At 33.3% G+C, this 21,029-nt stretch carries 25 protein-coding genes; 22 read left to right on the top strand and 3 right to left on the bottom strand.

Annotation, left to right across the window (positions count from 1 at the left end):
* The first annotated feature begins 10 nt into the window (after positions 1–10).
* From ACZYT4_RS06445 to ACZYT4_RS06495, 11 genes are all read left to right on the top strand, one after another.
* Positions 11–967 (top strand): Gfo/Idh/MocA family protein, encoded by a 957-nt coding sequence (locus tag ACZYT4_RS06445; protein ID WP_463783701.1) that lies wholly within the window; start codon positions 11–13, stop codon positions 965–967.
* A gap of 121 nt (positions 968–1,088) precedes the next feature.
* Positions 1,089–2,555, top strand: a complete 1,467-nt coding sequence (locus tag ACZYT4_RS06450) for a glycoside hydrolase family 1 protein (protein ID WP_463783705.1) — start codon at positions 1,089–1,091, stop codon at positions 2,553–2,555.
* Positions 2,556–2,622: 67 nt separating this feature from the next.
* Positions 2,623–3,309 carry a deoxyribose-phosphate aldolase gene (deoC, locus tag ACZYT4_RS06455; RefSeq protein ID WP_463783707.1) on the top strand — a complete coding sequence of 229 codons (687 nt, stop codon included), beginning with the start codon at positions 2,623–2,625 and terminating at the stop codon, positions 3,307–3,309.
* Between the two features lie 12 nt (positions 3,310–3,321).
* Positions 3,322–3,975, top strand: a complete 654-nt coding sequence (locus ACZYT4_RS06460) for an HAD family hydrolase (RefSeq protein ID WP_463783710.1) — start codon at positions 3,322–3,324, stop codon at positions 3,973–3,975.
* Positions 3,975–5,327 carry a glycoside hydrolase family 1 protein gene (locus tag ACZYT4_RS06465; RefSeq protein ID WP_463783713.1) on the top strand — a complete coding sequence of 451 codons (1,353 nt, stop codon included), beginning with the start codon at positions 3,975–3,977 and terminating at the stop codon, positions 5,325–5,327. The genes ACZYT4_RS06460 and ACZYT4_RS06465 overlap by 1 nt, the downstream gene beginning before the upstream one ends.
* Positions 5,328–5,507: 180 nt before the next feature.
* Complete coding sequence (gene rpe / locus ACZYT4_RS06470) at positions 5,508–6,158, top strand: ribulose-phosphate 3-epimerase (protein ID WP_463783714.1); 651 nt, start codon at positions 5,508–5,510, stop codon at positions 6,156–6,158.
* A gap of 20 nt (positions 6,159–6,178) precedes the next feature.
* A complete protein-coding gene (locus ACZYT4_RS06475; protein ID WP_463783717.1) occupies positions 6,179–6,478 on the top strand; it encodes a PTS sugar transporter subunit IIB in 300 nt (99 codons plus the stop codon).
* 7 nt (positions 6,479–6,485) lie between these two features.
* Positions 6,486–7,418: a DUF7916 family protein gene (locus ACZYT4_RS06480; RefSeq protein ID WP_463783722.1), complete on the top strand. Its 933-nt coding sequence runs from the start codon at positions 6,486–6,488 to the stop codon at positions 7,416–7,418.
* 11 nt (positions 7,419–7,429) lie between these two features.
* Entirely contained in the window at positions 7,430–7,885 is a 456-nt protein-coding gene (rpiB, locus tag ACZYT4_RS06485; RefSeq protein ID WP_463783724.1) for a ribose 5-phosphate isomerase B, read from the top strand.
* Positions 7,886–8,083: 198 nt separating this feature from the next.
* Positions 8,084–9,538 carry a glycoside hydrolase family 1 protein gene (locus tag ACZYT4_RS06490; protein WP_463783728.1) on the top strand — a complete coding sequence of 485 codons (1,455 nt, stop codon included), beginning with the start codon at positions 8,084–8,086 and terminating at the stop codon, positions 9,536–9,538.
* An 81-nt stretch (positions 9,539–9,619) separates the two neighbouring features.
* Complete coding sequence (locus ACZYT4_RS06495) at positions 9,620–11,089, top strand: glycoside hydrolase family 1 protein (RefSeq protein ID WP_463783730.1); 1,470 nt, start codon at positions 9,620–9,622, stop codon at positions 11,087–11,089.
* Positions 11,090–11,113: 24 nt separating this feature from the next.
* Here the strand turns inward: ACZYT4_RS06495 and ACZYT4_RS06500 are convergent, their stop codons facing one another.
* On the bottom strand, positions 11,114–11,899 hold the full coding sequence (locus ACZYT4_RS06500) for a MurR/RpiR family transcriptional regulator (protein WP_463783733.1): 786 nt from the start codon (positions 11,897–11,899) through the stop codon (positions 11,114–11,116).
* 83 nt (positions 11,900–11,982) lie between these two features.
* Between ACZYT4_RS06500 and ACZYT4_RS06505 the strand changes: the two genes are divergently transcribed.
* The 4 genes from ACZYT4_RS06505 to ACZYT4_RS06520 all read left to right on the top strand — a co-directional run bounded on the left by ACZYT4_RS06505 (position 11,983) and on the right by ACZYT4_RS06520 (position 15,572).
* A complete protein-coding gene (locus ACZYT4_RS06505; protein WP_463783735.1) occupies positions 11,983–12,918 on the top strand; it encodes a DUF7916 family protein in 936 nt (311 codons plus the stop codon).
* 121 nt (positions 12,919–13,039) lie between these two features.
* A complete protein-coding gene (locus ACZYT4_RS06510; protein WP_463783736.1) occupies positions 13,040–14,062 on the top strand; it encodes a Gfo/Idh/MocA family oxidoreductase in 1,023 nt (340 codons plus the stop codon).
* On the top strand, positions 14,062–15,051 hold the full coding sequence (locus ACZYT4_RS06515) for a Gfo/Idh/MocA family protein (RefSeq protein WP_463783740.1): 990 nt from the start codon (positions 14,062–14,064) through the stop codon (positions 15,049–15,051). Before ACZYT4_RS06510 ends, ACZYT4_RS06515 begins: the two co-directional genes overlap by 1 nt.
* A gap of 17 nt (positions 15,052–15,068) precedes the next feature.
* On the top strand, positions 15,069–15,572 hold the full coding sequence (locus tag ACZYT4_RS06520) for a VOC family protein (RefSeq protein ID WP_463783743.1): 504 nt from the start codon (positions 15,069–15,071) through the stop codon (positions 15,570–15,572).
* 27 nt (positions 15,573–15,599) lie between these two features.
* On the opposite strand, the gene ACZYT4_RS06525 is transcribed toward ACZYT4_RS06520, so the two are convergent.
* On the bottom strand, positions 15,600–16,046 hold the full coding sequence (locus ACZYT4_RS06525; RefSeq protein ID WP_463783745.1) for an S-ribosylhomocysteine lyase: 447 nt from the start codon (positions 16,044–16,046) through the stop codon (positions 15,600–15,602).
* A gap of 127 nt (positions 16,047–16,173) precedes the next feature.
* Between ACZYT4_RS06525 and nrdD the strand changes: the two genes are divergently transcribed.
* From nrdD to ACZYT4_RS06540, 3 genes are all read left to right on the top strand, one after another.
* Positions 16,174–16,458 (top strand): anaerobic ribonucleoside-triphosphate reductase, encoded by a 285-nt coding sequence (gene nrdD, locus ACZYT4_RS06530; protein ID WP_463783747.1) that lies wholly within the window; start codon positions 16,174–16,176, stop codon positions 16,456–16,458.
* Between the two features lie 93 nt (positions 16,459–16,551).
* Complete coding sequence (locus tag ACZYT4_RS06535) at positions 16,552–17,805, top strand: Y-family DNA polymerase (protein WP_463783750.1); 1,254 nt, start codon at positions 16,552–16,554, stop codon at positions 17,803–17,805.
* On the top strand, positions 17,795–18,109 hold the full coding sequence (locus tag ACZYT4_RS06540; RefSeq protein ID WP_463783752.1) for a YolD-like family protein: 315 nt from the start codon (positions 17,795–17,797) through the stop codon (positions 18,107–18,109). Before ACZYT4_RS06535 ends, ACZYT4_RS06540 begins: the two co-directional genes overlap by 11 nt.
* Before the next feature lie 183 nt (positions 18,110–18,292).
* Here ACZYT4_RS06540 and ACZYT4_RS06545 read toward each other — a convergent pair whose 3' ends face one another.
* Positions 18,293–18,460, bottom strand: a complete 168-nt coding sequence (locus ACZYT4_RS06545; protein ID WP_463783756.1) for a hypothetical protein — start codon at positions 18,458–18,460, stop codon at positions 18,293–18,295.
* Positions 18,461–18,632: 172 nt separating this feature from the next.
* Here ACZYT4_RS06545 and ACZYT4_RS06550 point away from each other — a divergent pair, with 172 nt between their 5' ends.
* The 4 genes from ACZYT4_RS06550 (at position 18,633) to ACZYT4_RS06565 (ending at position 21,013) form a co-directional block, all read left to right on the top strand.
* Positions 18,633–19,397 (top strand): Fic family protein, encoded by a 765-nt coding sequence (locus ACZYT4_RS06550; RefSeq protein ID WP_463783758.1) that lies wholly within the window; start codon positions 18,633–18,635, stop codon positions 19,395–19,397.
* Positions 19,398–19,794: 397 nt separating this feature from the next.
* The gene (locus ACZYT4_RS06555) at positions 19,795–20,382 is read left to right on the top strand and encodes a hypothetical protein (protein ID WP_463783761.1); all 588 of its coding nucleotides are present in this window, start codon (positions 19,795–19,797) and stop codon (positions 20,380–20,382) included.
* Between the two features lie 91 nt (positions 20,383–20,473).
* Positions 20,474–20,707 (top strand): hypothetical protein, encoded by a 234-nt coding sequence (locus ACZYT4_RS06560; RefSeq protein ID WP_463783763.1) that lies wholly within the window; start codon positions 20,474–20,476, stop codon positions 20,705–20,707.
* 54 nt (positions 20,708–20,761) lie between these two features.
* The gene (locus ACZYT4_RS06565) at positions 20,762–21,013 is read left to right on the top strand and encodes a hypothetical protein (RefSeq protein ID WP_463783765.1); all 252 of its coding nucleotides are present in this window, start codon (positions 20,762–20,764) and stop codon (positions 21,011–21,013) included.
* Positions 21,014–21,029 lie beyond the last annotated feature (16 nt).

Consider the following 21,029-nt stretch of genomic DNA (forward strand, 5'->3'; position numbering starts at 1 on the left):
GAATGGACTTATGATTCAATGGGGAATATTGGGAATAGGAAATATTGCACAACGCTTTATGAGAAGTTTAGAAAAGAGTGAAAATGGTCAACTTTATGCTGCAGCTTCTTATACAGAAAGCAAATGTGAAAGATTTTTAAAAGACCATCCAAATGTGTTGGTTTATCATGATTATGAAGCATTATTAGATGATGATAACGTCGATGCAGTGTATCTGGCTATGAGACATATTGATCATTATCGCTGGGCCAAAAAAGCTCTCCAACATCATAAAGCAGTTCTTTGTGAAAAACCGGCAACACTTTATAAATGGCAGATGGAAGATTTAAAACAGGAAGCTTTGAAGAATCAAACTTTTTTTATGGAAGCTATGAAAACACGTTTTATTCCTTTGATTCAAGATATTAAGGAATGTTTAGAAAACAAAGAAATTGGTGAACTGTTAAGTGTTGAAACACGATTTTGTTATAATAGGGATTATTTAGAAGGACATTATTTGTTTGATCACCAGCAGGGTGGAATTTTAAACGATGTGGGCAGTTATAATGTCGCCAGTACTTTGGATTATATTCATTCTGCAGTAGCTTCTATTGATTCTCAGGTACAATTTCGCTATGGGGTGGATAGTCATGATCAGGTGACAATCACTTTTGAAAGTGGTCAAAAAGCTTTGATGGAAATGGCTTTTGATGAAAAGAAAGATCCTATTTTAGAAATAATAGGAACTAAAGGAAAAATTTTAGCACAGCCTTTTTATCGTCCTACAGAGGCCACGATTATCGATGTTGAGGGCAATGCACATCATATTGAAAAACCTTATGTTAATGATGATTTCTTTGGAGAAATTGAAGAAGTGCATCGCTGTCTCAAGGAAGGACTTGTGGAAAGTCCCCGTATGAGTTTACAGGATTCTATTGATTGTATTGATTTGATTGAAAAAATAAGAAACAGTTTTTCAAAGGAATGATTTCTTCTTGTGAGGAAATCTTTTTTTGTTTATGGCACACATTGTGCCGATAACATATATCGAAACTAGGAAAAGAGTGATTTACAATAGAAATATCAAAAGATAAAGGAGGAATAAAATCGTGAGTTTTCCTAAAGATTTTTTATGGGGTGGTTCAGTGAGTGCTGCTCAGATTGAAGGAGGATGGAATGAAGGTGGAAAATCACCTGTTTCTGTAGATTATTGTACGGCAGGATCAACAACACAGCGTCGTCAGATATGGTATTTGGATGAAAATGGTCAAAGAGCACATATGACTTGGGAACCTGTTGATGAGTTACCAAAGGGAGCCAAATATCAGCTTTTTGATGATTTGCATTATACAAATCATGTTGCTAGTGATTTTTATCATCATTATAAGGAAGATATTGCTTTGATGGCAGAAATGGGGTATACAACATTTAATACATCTATTTCTTGGGCAAGAATCTATCCGTATGGTATTCAAGGTGGAGTGAATCAAGAAGGTGTGGATTTCTATCGAGATGTCTTTATGGAATGTCGTAAATATGGTATGGATCCTGTCATTACTTTGTATAAGTATGATGAACCTGTTTCTTTAAATGAACAGCATGGTGGTTGGACAAACCGTGCCATGATTGATGAATTCGTTGAATTTGCGAGAGTCTGCTTTACAGAATATAAAGATTTAGTCAATAAATGGATGACTTTTAATGAAATTAATATCATCATGCCAGGTGATGATACACCAAAAGAAAAGGCACAGCGCAATTTGTTTTATTTACATAATCAATTGGTCGCTGCAGCAAAAGCAACAATTGTGGCTCATGAAATTGATCCAAATCTAAAAGTTGGAGCTATGATTTGTGGAAATATGTCTTATCCTTTAACACCAGATCCAGAAGATGCATTCGCATGCTATAAGAAATTCCAGGATTTCTTCTGTTATAGTGCAGATACACAAGTCAGAGGAGAATATCCAAGCTTTGCCAAACGTGTATGGAAAGAATGGGATGTGGACTTGCATATCAGTGAAGAAGATAAACGTACTTTGAAAGAAGGAAAGGCAGACTTTTTGGGATTCTCATATTATTCTTCAGGTACTGTGACGACGCATGAAGCAGAACAGTCTAATATCACAGGTGGTAATGTTTTAGGTACAGTGAAGAACCCATACTTAAAAGCTAATGCTTGGGGATGGCAAATTGATCCATTAGGATTTAAACATTTCTTACATATTTTAAATGATCGTTACCAAGTTCCTTTATTTGATGTAGAAAATGGAATTGGTTTGATTGAATCAGAAGGTGAAGATGGTATTTGCCATGATAAAGATAGAATTGAATATCATCGCCAACATATTCAACGTATGAAAGAAGCTGTTGAAGAAGGCGTGAATCTTTTTGGTTATACAACTTGGGGATGTATTGATCTGGTTTCTGCAGGAACAGGACAGATGGATAAAAAATATGGATTTATATATGTTGATATGGATGATCAGGGTCATGGTGATTTACATCGTTCAAGAAAAGATTCATTTTATTGGTATCAGAAAGTTATTCGTTCAAATGGTGAAGATTTAGATTAGTTAGGAAATCACTCGTTGATGAGTGATTTCTTTTCTCAATGATTATATAAAGAAAAGAGGGAGCACAATGAAGACATATACAAATAAAGAATTAGCAGCATATATTGATCATGCTGTACTTGATCCAGCTATGACAGTCAAACAGCTGAAAGACAATATTATGGTTGGTGTGCGTTTAGGATGCAAAACAGTCTGTGTCAATCCAGATGCAATTGAAATCGCTAAAGATTGCATTCAGGGCAGTGAAACATTATTATGTGTTGTATTGGATTTTCCATTTGGTTCAAGTCAGAGTTTGACTAAAGTACAACAGTGCCGAGATATTATTCATGCAGGTGGTATTTTTGAAATAGATATGGTTGCCAACTATGGCAGAATCAAAAGTCGAGATTTTGATTATGTCAGTGAAGAAATTAGACAAGTCAGTGAAATCTGCCATCAAAATCATGTCGGACTAAAAGTCATTGTCGAAACGGATGCTCTTACTCAAGAAGAAGCAGGGGAAGCGTTAGAATGCTGTGTGAAAGGACATGCTGATTTTATTAAAACATCTACAGGTTATTTTAAGGGTGACCATAATGTTGGAGCAACACCTGAGATTATCCAATATCTTGTTGAAAAGGCTGATGGAAGAATTAAAGTCAAAGGTTCTGGCTGTGTACGTTCTAGAGAACGTCTTATTGAATTGATTGAATTAGGAATCGATAGAGCAGGTGTGGGATGTGGTTCTACACAAAAGATATTTACTGATTAAGGGGTATGAATAATGGTTAAAGCTGTCATTTTTGATATGGATGGATTGATGATTGATACAGAAGTCGTGAATTATCAATTCTTCAGCAGATTTTTTCAAACAATAGGTGTTCATCTCTCACTTGATGATTATTGTCTTTGTTTTACTGGAAAATCCATCGATGGTGCATTGAATTCGATGAGAGAGCACTATCATCTTGACTTTCAAAATGAAGATTTTAAGGAATATTTTCAAAACTTTCATGAAAAATGGGAAAATCAGGTCGTTCCCTTAAAACCAGGATTAAAAGCATTACTGCAATACTTAAAAACACAAGATATAAAATTGGCTATTGCGACTTCTAGTGATAGACAAAGAGTTCAGCGTCTTTTTCAACCGTATTCTGTTCTCAAATATTTTGATGTGGTAGTATGTGGAACGGATGTCAAAGCGGGAAAACCAGCTCCTGATATTTTTTTAAAAGCCTGTGAAGAACTTTCCATTCATCCTAATGAAGCTTTGGTATTAGAAGATAGTGAAACGGGCATTGAAGCAGCCTATCGTGCTAAGATACCTGTCATTTGCATTCCAGACTTAAAGCAGCCAGATGAGAAACATGCACGTATGACTATGGATGTTTTACCATCTTTAAGTGATGTAATTGATGAGTTAAGGAGGATGAAATAATGTCAAAGAATTTTTTATGGGGAAGTTCTATCAGTGGAGGTCAATGTGAAGGTGGGTATGATTCCAGAAGTGAAACTGTTGTCGATTTAATTCCTTCTGGTAAGGACACACGTTTTCAATATTTAGATAATCCAGGCATCTATATGGAAAGGCCTACAGGTTTTTATCCTTCTCAAAAAGGTGTAGAATTTTATGAAAATTATAAGGAAGACATTGCATTATATGCTCAAATGGGATTAAAAGCTTTGCGTTTTTCCATACTTTGGTCAAGAATTTTTTTAGATGATTCTTTGACACCCAATGAAGAAGGATTACAGTTTTATGATCATGTCATTGATGAATTAATCAAACATCATATTGAACCCATTATTACAACGATTCATTTTGATATGCCTGTATGGGTTGTAGAAAAATATAATGGTTTCTATAACAAAAAAGTTGTAGAACTTTATGAACATTATGTCAAAACGATTGTTCATCGATATCATGATCGTGTAAAATACTGGATTTCCTTTTGTGAAATCAATGTTATGAATCATGCTTTATATATGGTCTCTGGAACAATTGTTCAAAAGGGACAAAACAGAGAGGAAATTCTTCATCAATGTGCTTACCATCAATTGTTGGCCAATGCTATTTTAGTGAAAATTTGCCATGAAACAGATGCTACACTTAAAGTTGGCTGTGAGGTAGCAGGTTCACCATGTTATCCACTGACATCATCGCCAGAGGATTATCAGTTGATGATGAAAGCAGATCGCAGTAATTATCGATATACGGATGTGATGGTAAAAGGTCATTTTCCTTATTATTTTTTAAAAGAACTCCAACAATATCATATAGAAATGCTTGAAGAAGATATTCAGATGATTCAAGAGAATACCTTGGATTTTATTGCCGTTTCATACTATAAAAGTGGTGTCGCTTCCAGTGAAGGAATCACAACCAATCCCAAACTGGAAACCACTCCTTTTGGCTGGACGATAGATCCAGTAGGATTAAGAATTATGCTGAATCAGATGTATGAAAGATATGAAAAACCCATCATGATTGTCGAAAATGGATTAGGAACTTATGATCAGGTAGAAAATGGAAAAGTTCATGATGATTATAGAATTGATTATCTTCAAAAACACATTGAACAGATGGAACTTGCGATTGAAGATGGTGTTGATGTTATAGGATATTTAACTTGGGCGGCGATGGATGTCGTTTCCACGAGTGAAGGATATATGTCTAAGCGTTATGGATTTATATATGTTGATCGCCAAGATGATGGTAGTGGGACATTAAAACGTATACCTAAGGATTCTTTCTATTGGTATCAGCGTTTCATTAGAGAAAAATCTTAATGGAAAACAAAAAAGTAGGATGCAAAAATTCTACTTTCTTTGATGTTATGAACACTTTTTTATCATGGCACAATGTGTGCCATGAACATGTGTGGAAACGTTTACTCATATTGATTAAAATATGTCTAGAAGAACAAGAAATTTTATCGTTTGAGTAAACGTTTGCTTTAGGAGGGTATTATGGGAAAATTATTATGTCCGAGTATGATGTGTGCCAATTTTGGGCATTTAGAAAAAGAAGTGAAAGATTTAGAAGAAGGTGGCATTGACATTTTTCATTTAGATGTCATGGATGGCAGTTTTGTTCCTAATTTTGGAATGGGACTTCAAGATATTGAATATATCGTGAAGACAGCAACAAAGCCATGTGATGTTCATTTAATGGTTACAAAACCAAGTGATTATATTCAAAAATTTGCAGATATTGGTGTTCAGATTATTTATGTTCATCCTGAAACTGATCATCATATTACAAGAACTTTACAGATGATTAAAGATGCAGGTGTCAAAGCAGGTATTGCAGTGAATCCAGGAACATCTTTTGAAACTGTGAAAGAAACATTAAGTCTTGTCGATTATGTTTTGGTTATGAGTGTGAATCCAGGTTTTGCAGGACAAAAATATTTATCTTTCGTTGATCATAAATTTGAACAATTTTGTGAGGTGAAAGACCAATATGGATATAAGGTCATGATTGATGGGGCTTGTTCACCAGAAAGAATTGCGACTTTATCCAAAATAGGTGTTGATGGTTTTATCTTAGGAACATCAGCTTTATTTGGAAAAGAAAAGAGTTATCAGGAGATTTGTCAGGAACTTAGAAAGCTATAAAATAAAGGAGGAAGGCTATAATGAATATTTTATTAGTATGTGCAGCAGGAATGTCTACAAGTTTGCTTGTGACACGTATGGAAGATGCTGCAAAAGAGAAGGGATTATCTGTACATATTGAAGCTCATCCTGTTGGAGATATTGAAAAATATGGAGATCAGGCTGATATCATATTGCTTGGACCACAAGTACGTTATCAACTAAAAAATGTTCAAAAGAAATATGCGAATAAACCAGTAGAAGTCATCAATATGCAGGATTATGGTATGATGAATGGAGCGAAAGTTCTTGATCATGCTTTACAGGTTTTAGGAAAGTAGGGAAACTATGGCTATAACACGTTTAATAAGTGCAACAGGTGATGATATTGAAAAAATGTCACCAATGGAACTTAAAGAATCCATTTTGAGATCAGAAGGGCGTGTTGTCATGGGACAACATCTCTTGTTTGCAGGAAGTGGTTTAGTAAGAGGTGTGACGAATAGTGAATTGATGTTTGCTTTTGGGGCTGATATGGTGATGTTGAATACTTTTGATTTAGATCATCTTGATCAAAATCCTGGCCTTTGTGGTTTGTCTTTTCAGGAATTGAAACAAAAATGTCGTCGCCCCATTGGTATTTATTTAGGATGTCCGAAAGCTGGCAGTGATGATGGTGAAAAAAAGGCTCTCTATCGTAGAGAAGGTATGCTGGCAAGTGATGAACACGTTCAAAAATGTATTGATTTAGGTGCGGATTTTATTGTCTTAGGTGGTAATCCAGGAAGTGGAACTTCCATTTATGATGTTGTTGAAGCAACAAAAAGAATCAAAGCAAAATTTCAGGACTCAATCTTTGTATTTGCAGGAAAATGGGAAGATGGAGTTGATGAAAAAGTTTTGGGAGATCCCCTTGCTGATTACGACAGCAAAGCCATTATTAAAGAATTGATTGATGCAGGTGCGGATTGCATTGATTTGCCAGCACCAGGGTCAAGACATGGTATTACAACAGAAATGATAAGAGAACTGGTTGAATATATTCATCGCTATAAACCGGGAACGTTGGCTATGACATTTTTAAACAGTTCTGTTGAATGTGCGGATTCCGATACAATTCGTTTGATTGCATTAAAAATGAAAGAAACAGGAGCTGATATTCATGCCATTGGTGATGGTGGGTTTAGTGGTTGTACTTCACCAGAAAATATCCATCAGTTATCTGTTTCATTAAAAGGAAAACAATATACATATTTTAGAATGGCAAGTGTGAATAGATAGGAGGATATATGATGAAAATAGGAATTGGAAATGATCATGTTGCTGTGGAGTATAAAAAACAGATCAGTGAATATATCAAAGAAAAGTATGGTTATGAAGTAATTAATTATGGGACTGATTCTACAGAAAGATTCAATTATCCGGTGGCTGGAGAAGCTGTAGCCAATGCAGTAGTCAGTGGTGAAGTGGATAAAGGGATTGTCATCTGTGGAACAGGTGTAGGTATTTCATTAGCAGCCAATAAGGTTAATGGAATCAGATGTGTAACATGTAGTGAACCATACTCAGCATTATTGTCACGCCAGCATAACAATACCAATATGTTGGCATTTGGAGCCAGAGTTGTTGGTATAGAATTAGCAAAAATGATTGTAGATGCATGGCTGAGTGGTGAGTATGAAGGTGGTAGACACCAGGTGAGAATTGATATGCTCAAAGATATTGAAGAAAGACAAAAAAATCGTTAGTTTTCAATATCTTAAGTATATATAAAGTATCTATAATCAACAATTGGAAACGACTGATTGAAAATGTTTATGTGTACGTGCTTATCAGTGAAAATCCAAACCTCTCCTTGATTGATATATAGATAAACAAAACAATCAGTATGATATTTTTGACCCAATTGTTGATTATAGATGTAAAAAATAAAGGAGGAAGAAACAATGAGTTTTCCAGATAAATTTTTATGGGGTGGTTCTATCAGTGCTGCCCAAGCTGAAGGTGGATGGGATGAAGGTGGAAAGAGTCCTGTTCAAGTTGATTTCGGTGATGCTGGAACAACAAAAGATCGCCGTTATATCCATTATTTAAATGCAGATGGGACAAGAGGTAAAATGCGTCAATTTGATCATTTACCAAAAGGTGCCAAATATGCATTGTTTGATGATGTGAAATATACAAATCATGTGGCAATTGATTTTTATCATAGATATAAAGAAGATATCGCATTATTTGCTGAAATGGGATTTACAACTTTTAATACAACAGTTTCCTGGGCCAGAATTTTTCCACATGGTGTTGAAGGTGGTGTGAATCAGGAAGGTGTTGAGTTTTATCGTGATGTTTTTAAGGAATGTCGCAAATATGGAATGGATCCTGTGATTACTTTATATAAGTATGATGAACCTGTCTATCTGGAAGAAACATATGGTGGATGGACAAATAGAGAAATGATTCATCAGTTTGTTGAATTTGCGAAAGTTTGTTTTACTGAATATAAGGATCTCGTTGATAAATGGTTAACATTTAATGAAATTAATATTTTGCTTCATTTTGATGGACAAGATGGAAAGCAGGTTGCCTTTACAGAATTGCATAACCAAATGGTAGCTTCAGCGCAGGCTGTTAAGGCAGCTCATGAAATTGATGAAAATATCAGTGTTGGATGCATGATTGCAGGTTTCTGTGTGTATCCATATACTTGTGATCCTGATGATGTGATTTATGCTTATAAAGAATTCCAGAATAAGTTTGGATATTGTGCAGATACGATGATTAGAGGATATTATCCTTCTTATGCCAAGAGAATCTGGGCGGAGAACAATGTTCAGCTTGAGATCAGTGATGCCGATCGCCAAGATTTAATGGAAGGAAAAGCTGATTTTCTAGCTTATTCATATTATATGTCTAATGTTGTGACAACGCATGAGAATGAAGGAGAATCACTAGGAGCAGCAGGAGCTTCTGTAGATCTCAAGAATCCATATTTAAAAGCCAGTGACTGGGGCTGGCAGATTGATCCTGTTGGTTATGAATATTTCCTGCATTTCTTATATGATAGATATCAAGTCCCTATTTTTGACGTAGAAAATGGTTTGGGGGCACATGACAAAGTGGAAGAAGATGGGTCTATTCATGATGATTATCGTATTAATTATTTAAGAAGTCATATTCAAAGCTTGATGAAAGCAAGAAATGAAGGTGTTGATATTTTTGGATATACAACATGGGGACCAATTGATTTGGTTTCATTTACAACAGGGCAGATGGATAAAAGATATGGTTTTATCTATGTCGATATGAATGATGATGGTGTCGGTGATCTTCATCGTATTAAAAAAGATTCTTTCTACTGGTATCAGAAAGTGATTGCCTCTGATGGTCAAGATTTAGATTAATAAAGAGTGAATTTGTATCTGAAATATTTAGGTAATATTTCAGATACATTGCTATTAAGGAAAATAAAGGAGGAAATGAAAATGAGTTTTCCTGAAGGATTTTTATGGGGTGGAGATATTAGTGCCACACAAATTGAAGGCGCATGGAATGAAGGTGGGAAATCACCAGTTGAACCTGATTATTATATAGGTGGAAATAAAGATAAACTCAGATATGCTTATTATCAGACACCTGATGGGCAAATAGGGCAAGTTTTACAATACAGTGGACAAATGCCTGAAGGCGCAAAATATATTTTTAAAGATGGAGAAATTTATCCAAATCATTTTGCTTCTGATTTTTATCATCATTATAAGGAAGATATTGCTTTGCTTGCAGAGATGGGCTTTAAAGCTTTAAATCTGACGATTTCATGGGCAAGAATATTACCTCATGGTATTGAAGGTGGTATCAATCAGGAAGGTGTTGATTATTATCGTGATGTTTTATTAGAATTACAAAAATATCATATTGAACCCATTGTCACAATGTATAAATATGATATGCCAGCATTTTTTGTGGAAGATTTTGGAGGCTGGTCAAATCGTCAGTTGATTGATGAATTTGTGGCTTTTAATAAAGTCTGTATGGAAGAATATCAGGGACTTGTGAAATATTGGATTACATTTAATGAATTGAATGTTTTAAAGATGTTTATGGATGGAAACCCAACAGTGACACAAAAAGATCGTCAACGTGTTTTTGAAGAATCTCATAATCAGATGGTCGCTGCGGCCAAAGTTGTTCAGATGGCACATCAAATCAGTGCAGATTATAAAGTGGGTTGTATGATTGCAGGACAATGTGTTTATCCATTAACTTGTGATCCTCAAGATGTATCTTTAGCACAAAAGAAGATGCAGGATAATTTCTATTTCTTTGGAGATACCATGGCAAGAGGATATTATCCATCTTATGCCAAAAGAATCTTTCAAGAACAAGGTGTTCACATAGAAATCAGTGAAGAAGATAAACAAGATTTAATGAATGGAAAAGCTGATTATTTTGCCTTTTCTTACTATATGTCTTCTTGTGCGACAACACATCAAGATAATCATGAATTAAGTACAGGAAATTTATCATTAGGTGCTAAAAATCCTTATTTAGAGGCAACAGAATGGGGATGGCAGATTGATCCTCAAGGTTTAAAATATTATTTACATGAACTTTATGATCGCTATCAGATTCCTTTATTAATTGTCGAAAATGGAATGGGAGCTATCGATCAGTTAGAAGAAGATGGAACAATCCATGATCCCTATCGTATTGATTACCATCGTCGACATATTCAATGTATGAAAGAAGCTGTTGAAGAAGGTGTTGATTTAATGGGATATACAATGTGGAGTTGTATTGATTTGGTCTCTTTTTCTACTGGTGAACTGAGAAAGCGTTATGGATTTATTTATGTTGATGTTGATGATAGTGGTCAGGGAACATTTAAACGCTATAAAAAAGATTCGTTTTATTATTATCAGAAAGTTTGTCGTTCTAATGGTGAAGAGATTTAATCATTTAAAAAGGAATATGTTTGATCATATTCCTTTACTGCTATTCTTTTTAAAATATAAAGCTGTATAGAGAACATCAATAATGTAATGAATGGACATGCCATATAACGTGATTCCAAAAGGTAAATGATGACGATAGGAATCAATATATAAGCTTTCATTGCAGATTAAATCTAAAGTGGGATCTAATTTACCTGTGATTCCAATCACACGAATACGTTTTTTTCTTAAGGCGTATGCAGCATCAACCATTGTTTTGTTGTTGCCGGAATGGCTAACGACAAAAGAGAGAATATCAGCAGGACGAATGGCTTCTAAATAAGAAGTGTTCAAAGTATTAAAAGCCTGAGCACGAATACCTATATTGGAGAGTTTTAAACAAGCTGATTGAATCTCAGAATAATTGTTGTCATTAGCGTAAAAATCAATCTGTTTGGCTTCCATCATATAGTTGACAGTTCTAATAAAAGATTCAGTCTTTGTCAATTTCTTGGTTTCCATAAAAACATGATAATAGATGTCTGGTAAAACATCGATGATATCTTTGATTGAACTGTTTTGATCAATGCGATAATCTTTTGTTTCATTAAACATCATATGTTCTTGACTATAAGTCATTTGAAAATCATGATAACCTTGAAAACCTAATTTTTTGACGAAACGAACCATTGTCGGAGGACTGACATAAATGAGCTTGGAAAGCTCTTTTGCGTTATGCTGTAAAACGGATTCGGGATGTTCTTGAATATAACTGACAATCACTTTTTCTTGGGGTGTCAGTTTAACATGTTGAATATAATCTTGAATCATGGAATCACCTCGCTATTATTTTAACATAGAATAAGCAAAAGAGAAAACGTTTTCTCATAAAATAAAGAAAGGAAGAATATATAATGGAATTACATGACAATATTACAAGATTAATTAGTGCTAAGCCTTCACAGATTTCTACTTATTCGGGAAGAGATTTAAAAGAATCTATCTTAAAATCAGAAGGACGTGTCCTGATGGGACAGACATATTTAAAAAATCCTATTTTATTTCCCAATTGTACTAGTACGGAATTAATGTTTGCTTTTGGAGCAGATATGGTTTTATTAAATGGTTTTGATTTTCATAATCCTCAAAGCTGTCCAGGTTTGCAAGGCTTTGATTATCAGGGTCTTAAAGATCTGGTAGGAGGCAGACCGGTAGGTATCTATCTAGGATGTCCACGTGCAGATATTGATTTGAATAGTTCCCGTTTTTATGATTTAAAAGGTATGGTTTGTACACGTGAAAATCTTCAAAAAATTAAAGAATGGGGTGTATCGTTTTTGATTTTAGGTGGGAATCCAGGTAGCGGGACTTCTATTCAAGATGTTATCAAATGGACCAAAATTGCTCGTGAAGTCTGTGGAGATGATATGTTGATTTTTGCTGGAAAATGGGAAGATGGCATTGTTGAAAAGGTTCTAGGAGATCCGCTGGCTGATTATGATGCTTATGAAACAATTGATCAGCTGATTCATTCTGGTGCTGACATTATTGATTTTCCAGCTCCAGGATCACGCCATGGAATCACTGTTGAACGTATTCGTGAATTGATTGAGTATACGCATCGTCAAGGTGCTTTAGCGATGTCCTTTTTAAATAGCAATGTTGAAGCTGCGGATGTAGATACGATTCGTCAAATTACATTGATGATGAAGCAGACAGGCTGTGATGTTCATGCGATTGGTGATGGTGGATTTGGTGGCGGAACATGGCCTGAAAATATCTATCAGATGTCTATCACATTGAAAGGAAAAGCGTATACTTGGGCTCAGATGGCAACGCCAAGGCGCTGATTTTGAAATTGAATTTCATCGTTGAAAATAACGGATGAAATCGGATTTCTTTTTGGTTTCATTGTCTATTTTTTATTGTTTCTCTTTTATAAAATGAAGGTAAATAAAGGAGGAAGATAAAATGTTAGTTGTTGCTTATATTGGTTTTGGTAATAGTGTGTGTCGTTACCATTTACCTTATGTTGAAAGAAGAAAAGACACCATTAAGGTCAAATATATCTATCGTAGAGAAGAAGATAGAGTTGGAGATGAAGAAAGAGAAACATGGTATCCTGATATCACTTTTACAACAGATATCGATCAGGTGATGAATGATCCAGAAGTTAATTTGATTGTTGTCAATACACCAGATCAGTTCCATGTCTCTTATACAATGCAGGCATTGGAGCATGATAAAAACGTCTTATGTGAAAAGCCATTTGCGATGACTGCTAAGGAAGCCAGTGAAGTGTTTGCTTATGCTAAAGAAAAAGGATTAGTTGCAATGGCTAATCAAAACAGACGTTTTGATGCTGATATGCGTACAGTTAGAAAAGTGATTGAATCTGGTGTGCTAGGAGAAATCTTAGAAGTGGAATCACATTATGATTATTATCGTCCATCTATTGCGGATCATGTTGGTTTTGGAATTCTTTATGGTTTAGCTGTTCATCCAATTGATCAAATTATTGGACAATTTGGTAAACCAAAGAAAATTGTTTATGACTGTCGTAGTTTTGATCATCCGGGTGAATCAGATGATTATTATGATATTGATTTCTTCTATGATCGCATGAAAGCTATTGTCAAAACGAGTTATTATGTGAAATTGGATTATCCACGCTTTATTGTACATGGACGTAAGGGAAGCTTCCTAATGCCAGCTTTAGGACATCAAAGTTCTCAAAAAGCAAAACCTGGACCAGTTGAAATTAGTTTTGATCCTTTACCAGAAGATAAATGGGGAACTTTATCTTATATTGATGAAAATGGTCAGGATATTACAAAGAAAGTTCCTACAGAAATTCAAGATTATGGTCTCATCTATGACAATTTATATGATGTCATCTTCAATGGTGGAGAAAAAGTTGTCAAAGATGAAGAAGTCATTGAAGTATTAAAAATTATTGAAGAAGCGACAAAAGTTGCTAAGGAGGCTAAATAATGAAGGTTGGAATTTTAGGAGCTGGCATGATTGTTCATGATTTATTGACATTCATTCATCAGGTCGAGGGTGTAGAATTGACAGCCATTTGTGCTTTGCCAGAAGAAAAAGAAAAGATTGAAGATATGGCTAAAGAACATCATATTACTTCTACATATGTCAATTATGATGAAATGTTAAAGGATGAACAGGTAGAAGTCGTTTATATAGCTGTGAATAACCATTTACATTATGAAATGAGTATGAAAGCTTTAAAAGCTCATAAACATGTTATCTGTGAAAAACCATTTACTTCTAACGTTGCAGAATTGGAAGAATTAAATGCTGTCGCAAAAGCAGAACATCTTCTCTTGTTAGAAGCGATTTCTACACAATATTTACCAAATGTTTTAAAGATGAAAGAATTATTGAGCAAAGTTGGCAATGTCAAAATTGTTTCGGCTAATTATTCACAATATTCTTCTCGTTATAATGCATTTAAGGAAGGAAAAATTTTACCAGCATTTGATGTCAACAAATCTGGAGGCGCTTTGATGGATTTAAATATTTATAATATTCATTTATTAGTAGCTTTATTTGGTGAACCACAGCATGTTGAATATCAGGCCAATATTGAAAAAGGTATTGATACTTCAGGAATTATCACTTTAGATTATGGAACATTTAAAGCTGTTTTGATTGGTGCCAAAGATTGTAAAGCACCGATTATGACAAGCATTCAAGGAGATCAGGGATGTCTTGTTTTAGATACTCCAGCGAATAATACTTCAAGATTTAAACTGTTAAAAAATGATAAAAGTGAATATGATTATGATGAACAACATGGACAACATCGTATGTATTTTGAATTTGTAGAGTTTGTCAAAATCTTTGAACAAAAAGATTTTGATAGAGCTCAAGAAATGATGAAAAAAAGCTTGATTGCGATGAAAATTGCAACACTTGCTAGAAAATCAGCAGGCGTTGAATTTCCTGCTGATCAAAGATAAGGAAAGAAGATGAAAATATGAAATTTAATGAAATTATGCATCTTTCATTTTATACAGATCAGATGGATGCAATGAGAGATTTTTATGAAAACAAATTAGGATTAAAGGCAAAGATCATTATGCGTTATGATGCCTATAAGGGTAATCCCAATCGTGGAGCCTGGGCACAAAGAGCTGAAACAGATCCAACAGGTATTGCCTATATCTTTATTGAACTGGCCCCTGGACAATATTTAGAGCTTTTCCCAAAAGCTGATGGACAACAGGCACATGAAGCACCAGATACAAGACTTGGTTATTCACATTTTGCTTTAATGGTAGATGATATTCATGCGGCCAGAGAAGAGCTTGTCAAAGCGGGTGTTGACATAGATATTGAACCTAATAAGGGTCAATCAGAAACATGGCAGATGTGGATTCATGATCCTGATGGTAATAAATTTGAAATTATGCAATATACGGAAAAATCATTACAACATCATGGTAATATTGCAGAAGATCAGAAAAAATACGGAAAATAAAAATGCAAGATCATCTTGCATTTCCTTTTAAAGATAATGATAAACATGTTCCCATGAACTGTTGATAAAAAAGAGAGCAGCTTGCTTTGCTTTGGTTAAATCCATATATGTATAATTACCGCATTCTTCTTTTTTCGCACCAGGTATGTCTTGATCCCAATGAGCAATCTGTTCAAAAGTCGTTTTGACCAATGTTTTGATTGTCTCAAAATCTAAATCCTTTGTAATCAAATAAAACCCTGTCATACAACCCATGGGACCAAAGTAAATAATCTGTTCTTTATAAGTACCATTTCTTAAAAGTGTTGCTCCGATATGTTCAATTGTATGAGCAGCCTTAGGGTCTAAAGGTTCATCAACATTAGGCTCACACATTCTGATATCATAGGTTGTCAGATGATCATCAACCCTTGAAACATAGACTCCCTTTTTTAATTGGGTATGATCAACACTAAAGCTTGTAATTCTTTTCATTTATTAACACCTCACTTTTTTATGTCTATTGTATAATAGTTCTTTCAATTTTTTCAAGAACCAAACAGTCATTTCATTTGTTTTTTAGAATGATATTTTCTATAATGAAATAAAGAAGGTGATGAATATGAAAGAAGTCATTAATCAGGTTGATGTTGAAGTTTTGAATGGTGAAATGAGTGAAGATGAAATCAAAGAATATATCCAGTATGTCAAAAAGAAATATCCTCATGAAACTTTAACTGCCTTAACATTGACGATTGATGGAGAATTTGTTGATCTTCACTATCATTTACAACCAGAACCCATTCAGAGAATTCGACGTATTACAGGTTATTTAGTAGGAACATTGGACCGCTTTAATGATGCCAAGAGAGCCGAGGAACGAGATCGTGTGAAACATCAAGTTTAGAAATGGAAAATATTGTATAGAAAAGTTGCATAAAATGCATTGATTATGCAACTTTTCTTTTGTATAATAACTTTGTAAGGTGGTGAGTTGTGTATGAGATATTATTTGTGTATCGATTTTAAAACTTTCTATGCTTCAGTAGAATGCGTGGAAAGAGGTTTGGATCCTTACAAAGTTAATCTTGTGGTGGCTGATATTTCACGAGGAAATAGTACAATCTGTTTAGCTGTTTCTCCACATATGAAGGAATTAGGGGTCAAAAATAGATGTCGTTTATTTGAAATACCAAAGTATATTCACTATATTGTGGCGAAACCAAGGATGAAACTTTATATGGAGTATTCAGCTAATATTTATGGCTTATATTTAAAATACTTAAGCCAGGAAGATATTTATGTATATTCTATTGATGAAGCTTTTTTAGATGTCACAGAATATTTGAATTATTATCATAAAAATGCTCAAGAAATAGCTCAGATGATTATCGATGATGTCTATAAAACAACAGGAATTCCTGCTACATGTGGTGTTGGTACGAATCTTTATTTGGCTAAGGTGGCTTTGGATATTACCGCTAAGCATGTGAAAAGTCATATGGCTTATTTAGATGAACAGATATATCAAAAGACATTATGGGAACATACGCCACTCACAGATTTCTGGCAGGTAGGTAAGGGGATAGCCAAACGTTTATATAAACTCGGCATTGTCAATATGAAAGGAATCGCTCATTGCCCTGAAGATATCTTGTATAAAGAATTTGGTGTGAATGCACGTTTTTTGATTCGTCATGCTTGGGGTAAAGAACCTGTCACTATCCAACAAATTAAAAATTACCAACCACAACATCGCTCTATCTCTAATGGACAAGTTCTGTTTGGAGATTATACTGATCAGGATGCTTTGCTGGTTTTAAAAGAAATGGTAGAGGATAATGTTTTGACACTTGTTGAACAAGGATTAGTGACTAATCATATTTCTTTACATATTAGATATGTAGATATATCACTTCCTTCGACAGGAGGTAGTCGTAAGATTTCAGTTGTGACAAATTCTTATCGTCTGTTGGTTAAGGAATTTATTGACTTGTTTGAATCTACAACATTTAAGAATCAGAAAATTAGAAAGATTTCTATTGGTTTTGGTCAAGTTATTGATGAAAGATATGAAGCCTATGATTTGTTTACTGACTATGAAGAAGTGCTTAAAGAAAGACAGTTACAACAATCCATTATTCAAATTAAAAATAAGTATGGTAAGGATGCTGTTTTAAAAGCGATGAATGTTTTAGATAAAGCCACTGCAAAACAGCGACACCAGTTAATAGGAGGACATAATGCAGAATAAAAATCATAATGATGCTGTAGAATTTCAACCATTTGATTCTTTACGTGGATTTAGAGAATACCTTCATGAAAAAGAAAAACAACCTATTTATAAAAAAGAATTGATGGAAGATGAATGTGAAAGATTGAACTGTTTATTTCAGCAACTTCAAAAAGGTATGTTTGTGACAATTGTCTACTATACACACCATCAATACCAGACAATACAAGGAATCATTACAAAAATAGATTCAGAATATCATAAAGTTTTGTTTATTGATAATCAAAGAATTTCATTTTATGATATTAGAGATATTTCTTTTTAATAATGGTTATAAGCAAGATACAATATGATATGAATGAGAATATCTAATATCTATGTCAAATATTTATTTGATATATGTTTTTATTAATAAAAGTAAAGTCGAATATTTGTATAGGAAAGTATAATAAAAGTATATCTTTGGGTAATAATATAGAGATATACTTTTATTGTAAATGGTATAAAGTTAATTGAGTTTTTGTTTGTGGAAATAATACATAGCAGCTATAATAGTGGCTGCTAAAAACAAAATAGCATTGGCTATTTCATTTCCAGGAATGATAGTGATTAAAAGTTTTCCTAATATGAATATAAAAAAACATAAACCAAATACAATGTAATGATGTTCTTTCATTTTTTTCACCTTCTATATAAACAATAAATAATTTTATTTGATAAATCAATAAAATTTACATAAACTTAATTTATTTTTAATCATATGAAGAAGATATGGTCTGATTTGTTGTTTGAAATATTTTTTGCTATAATAAACGTAATTCGTATTATGCTAAGAAAGGATTGTTTATATGAATGTTCAAAAAATAGTGAATGAACTTATAGAACAGATGAAGTCTAAAATGAAAGGAAATCTCTATCATTGGACACAAGTTAATTTTTCATACAATTCAAATAAAATGGAGGGAAGTCGTTTAACAGAAGATCAAACTGAAATGATATTTGAAACAAATTCCTTTATTGCTAAAAAAGAAGAGTCAATAAAAATAGATGATCTTATCGAGGCTTCCAATCATTTTAGATTATTTGATTTTATGCTTAAACATTATGATGATCCTCTCACTATGCAAATGATTATTGATATGAACGTTATTTTGAAAAGAGGAACATCTGATGAATTGAATCCTAGATATAATGTTGGAGGCTTCAAAACAGTTCCCAATATCATTGGTCTTATAAATGTAATAAAGACGACACCACCTGAAAGGGTATCAGAAGAATTAAATGAACTTCTAGAAGAGTATAATGAATTAGATCAAGTAGAATTAGAAGACATCATTGAATTTCATGTTAGATTTGAAAGAATACATCCGTTTGGAGATGGGAATGGTAGAGTTGGAAGAATCATCATGTTTAAAGAATGTCTAAAAAACAATATCTGTCCTTTTATTATTAGAGATCAGAACAAGAACTTTTATATCAGAGGTTTAAGAGAGTATGATAGGGATAGAGCATATCTACGTGATACCTGTCTGTTAGAACAGGATGTATACAAAGAAATAGCTAACTATTTGTTGGGCATTGAGCAAGCTCATGATGAAATGTCTTTAGGCTAGAAAATAATTTTACAATCTGGCTGGCCAAATTGCCAAGAAAAACGCAATAAAAGAAATACCTATATCTTAAAACAAGGGTGTTCTTTTATATAAGATTTATTAAATTTGATAATCTAATTTGTCACGGGGGTTTTCCAAAATGAATAAGTTTTACGGGAAATCCCTTTTTATCGTTATATGTAAACATAATGCTTAAGAGTGAGAATGTTCAAAAAATATAGATTTCTATTTCTCAAAATGATCAGAAAAATGTCGAATGTATTAAAGAGTTATTAAGAAAATATTAAAGTGTTTTTAAAGATATGTGATTTCATAAATCATATAATTGTTTTATCAATAATAATTGTCTCAATTTCAATCATTTATAATCAATTATATAAGAAAGGAGAAGAACAAAATGAAAATAAATAAAAAAGTCACAATTATATCAATCGTGATTATTGCAATGATTATGGGGTTATTACAAATCTATCATTATTCTATGAATTTATCAGTTGAATTGCCTGAAGAAATGGATTCTGCCGTTAAAGAGGGACTTGAAACAATGATAGATCCTAATAAGTACTTTCCTGGTAAATATGAGGATGTGGATTTCGTTTTTTCTACATCAGCTTATCATGCTTTTGGATATACTGTTAATAATAAATCTATTAAAGTTTACGGAGTATTTGATTTAATGAAATTGGATGAGGAGTGTATTGATGATTATAGAGAAAATAATAATTTTACTTGTAGATTGGGATCTAGTGGATATTTTTTAGCTTATTTGAAGCAGGATACACAAGGAAACGTGATTCCTGATAAAATATGGACTCAATATTCAATCAATGACTCCACGTTAGATACTTTGAAGAAATTTCCAATAAAGACATGGCCTTTCATACTGATAGGTGACCCTCACAAATATGATGAAATACATGTCAAAGAAATGCAACAGCAATTACATGATTATGTATATGATAATAGCATCAAGAATAGAAAATAAGGATTTTTTAAGATTATTCAAAATGATAAAAGGGAAAGAATAAGATGAAAAAGGTAAGAAAGTCACAATCATATCTATCATGACTATTGCAATGATTATAGGATTATTACAAATCTATCATTATTGTTTGAATTTATCAGTTGAATTGCCTAAAGAAGTTGATTGGGCTGTGACAGAATGTCTTGAAACAATGATAGAACCAGATGAATATATGAAAACAATAGTACTATCACATTTTGATTTAACAACTTCAGCCTATCATCCATTTGGATATATAGAAGATGATACATATATCAAAGTTTATGGATATTGTGTTATACTTTAATTTACGAATGAAACACTTAAAGAAAATAAAGATAACAGAGATAGCCATATTGATATGTATTCTTCTGAATCTGGAGAAGCAAACTATTTTGTTGCTTATTTAAAAAAAGAAAAACAACAAAAAGTGATTCCAGAAAAAATATGGATATATCAGTATCCACAAACGACAATGGATATATTAAAACATATGCCTATAAGAACGTGGTTATATATATACTTAGGTGATCCTAAAGGATATATGGAAAAATTATCCATTGAGTGTGCAAGGAAAATGTATGAATATATTGATAGTCATGATATATCATAATTTCATAAATATATGT

The sequence above is a fragment of the Massilimicrobiota sp. mt181 genome, assembly GCF_055420065.1.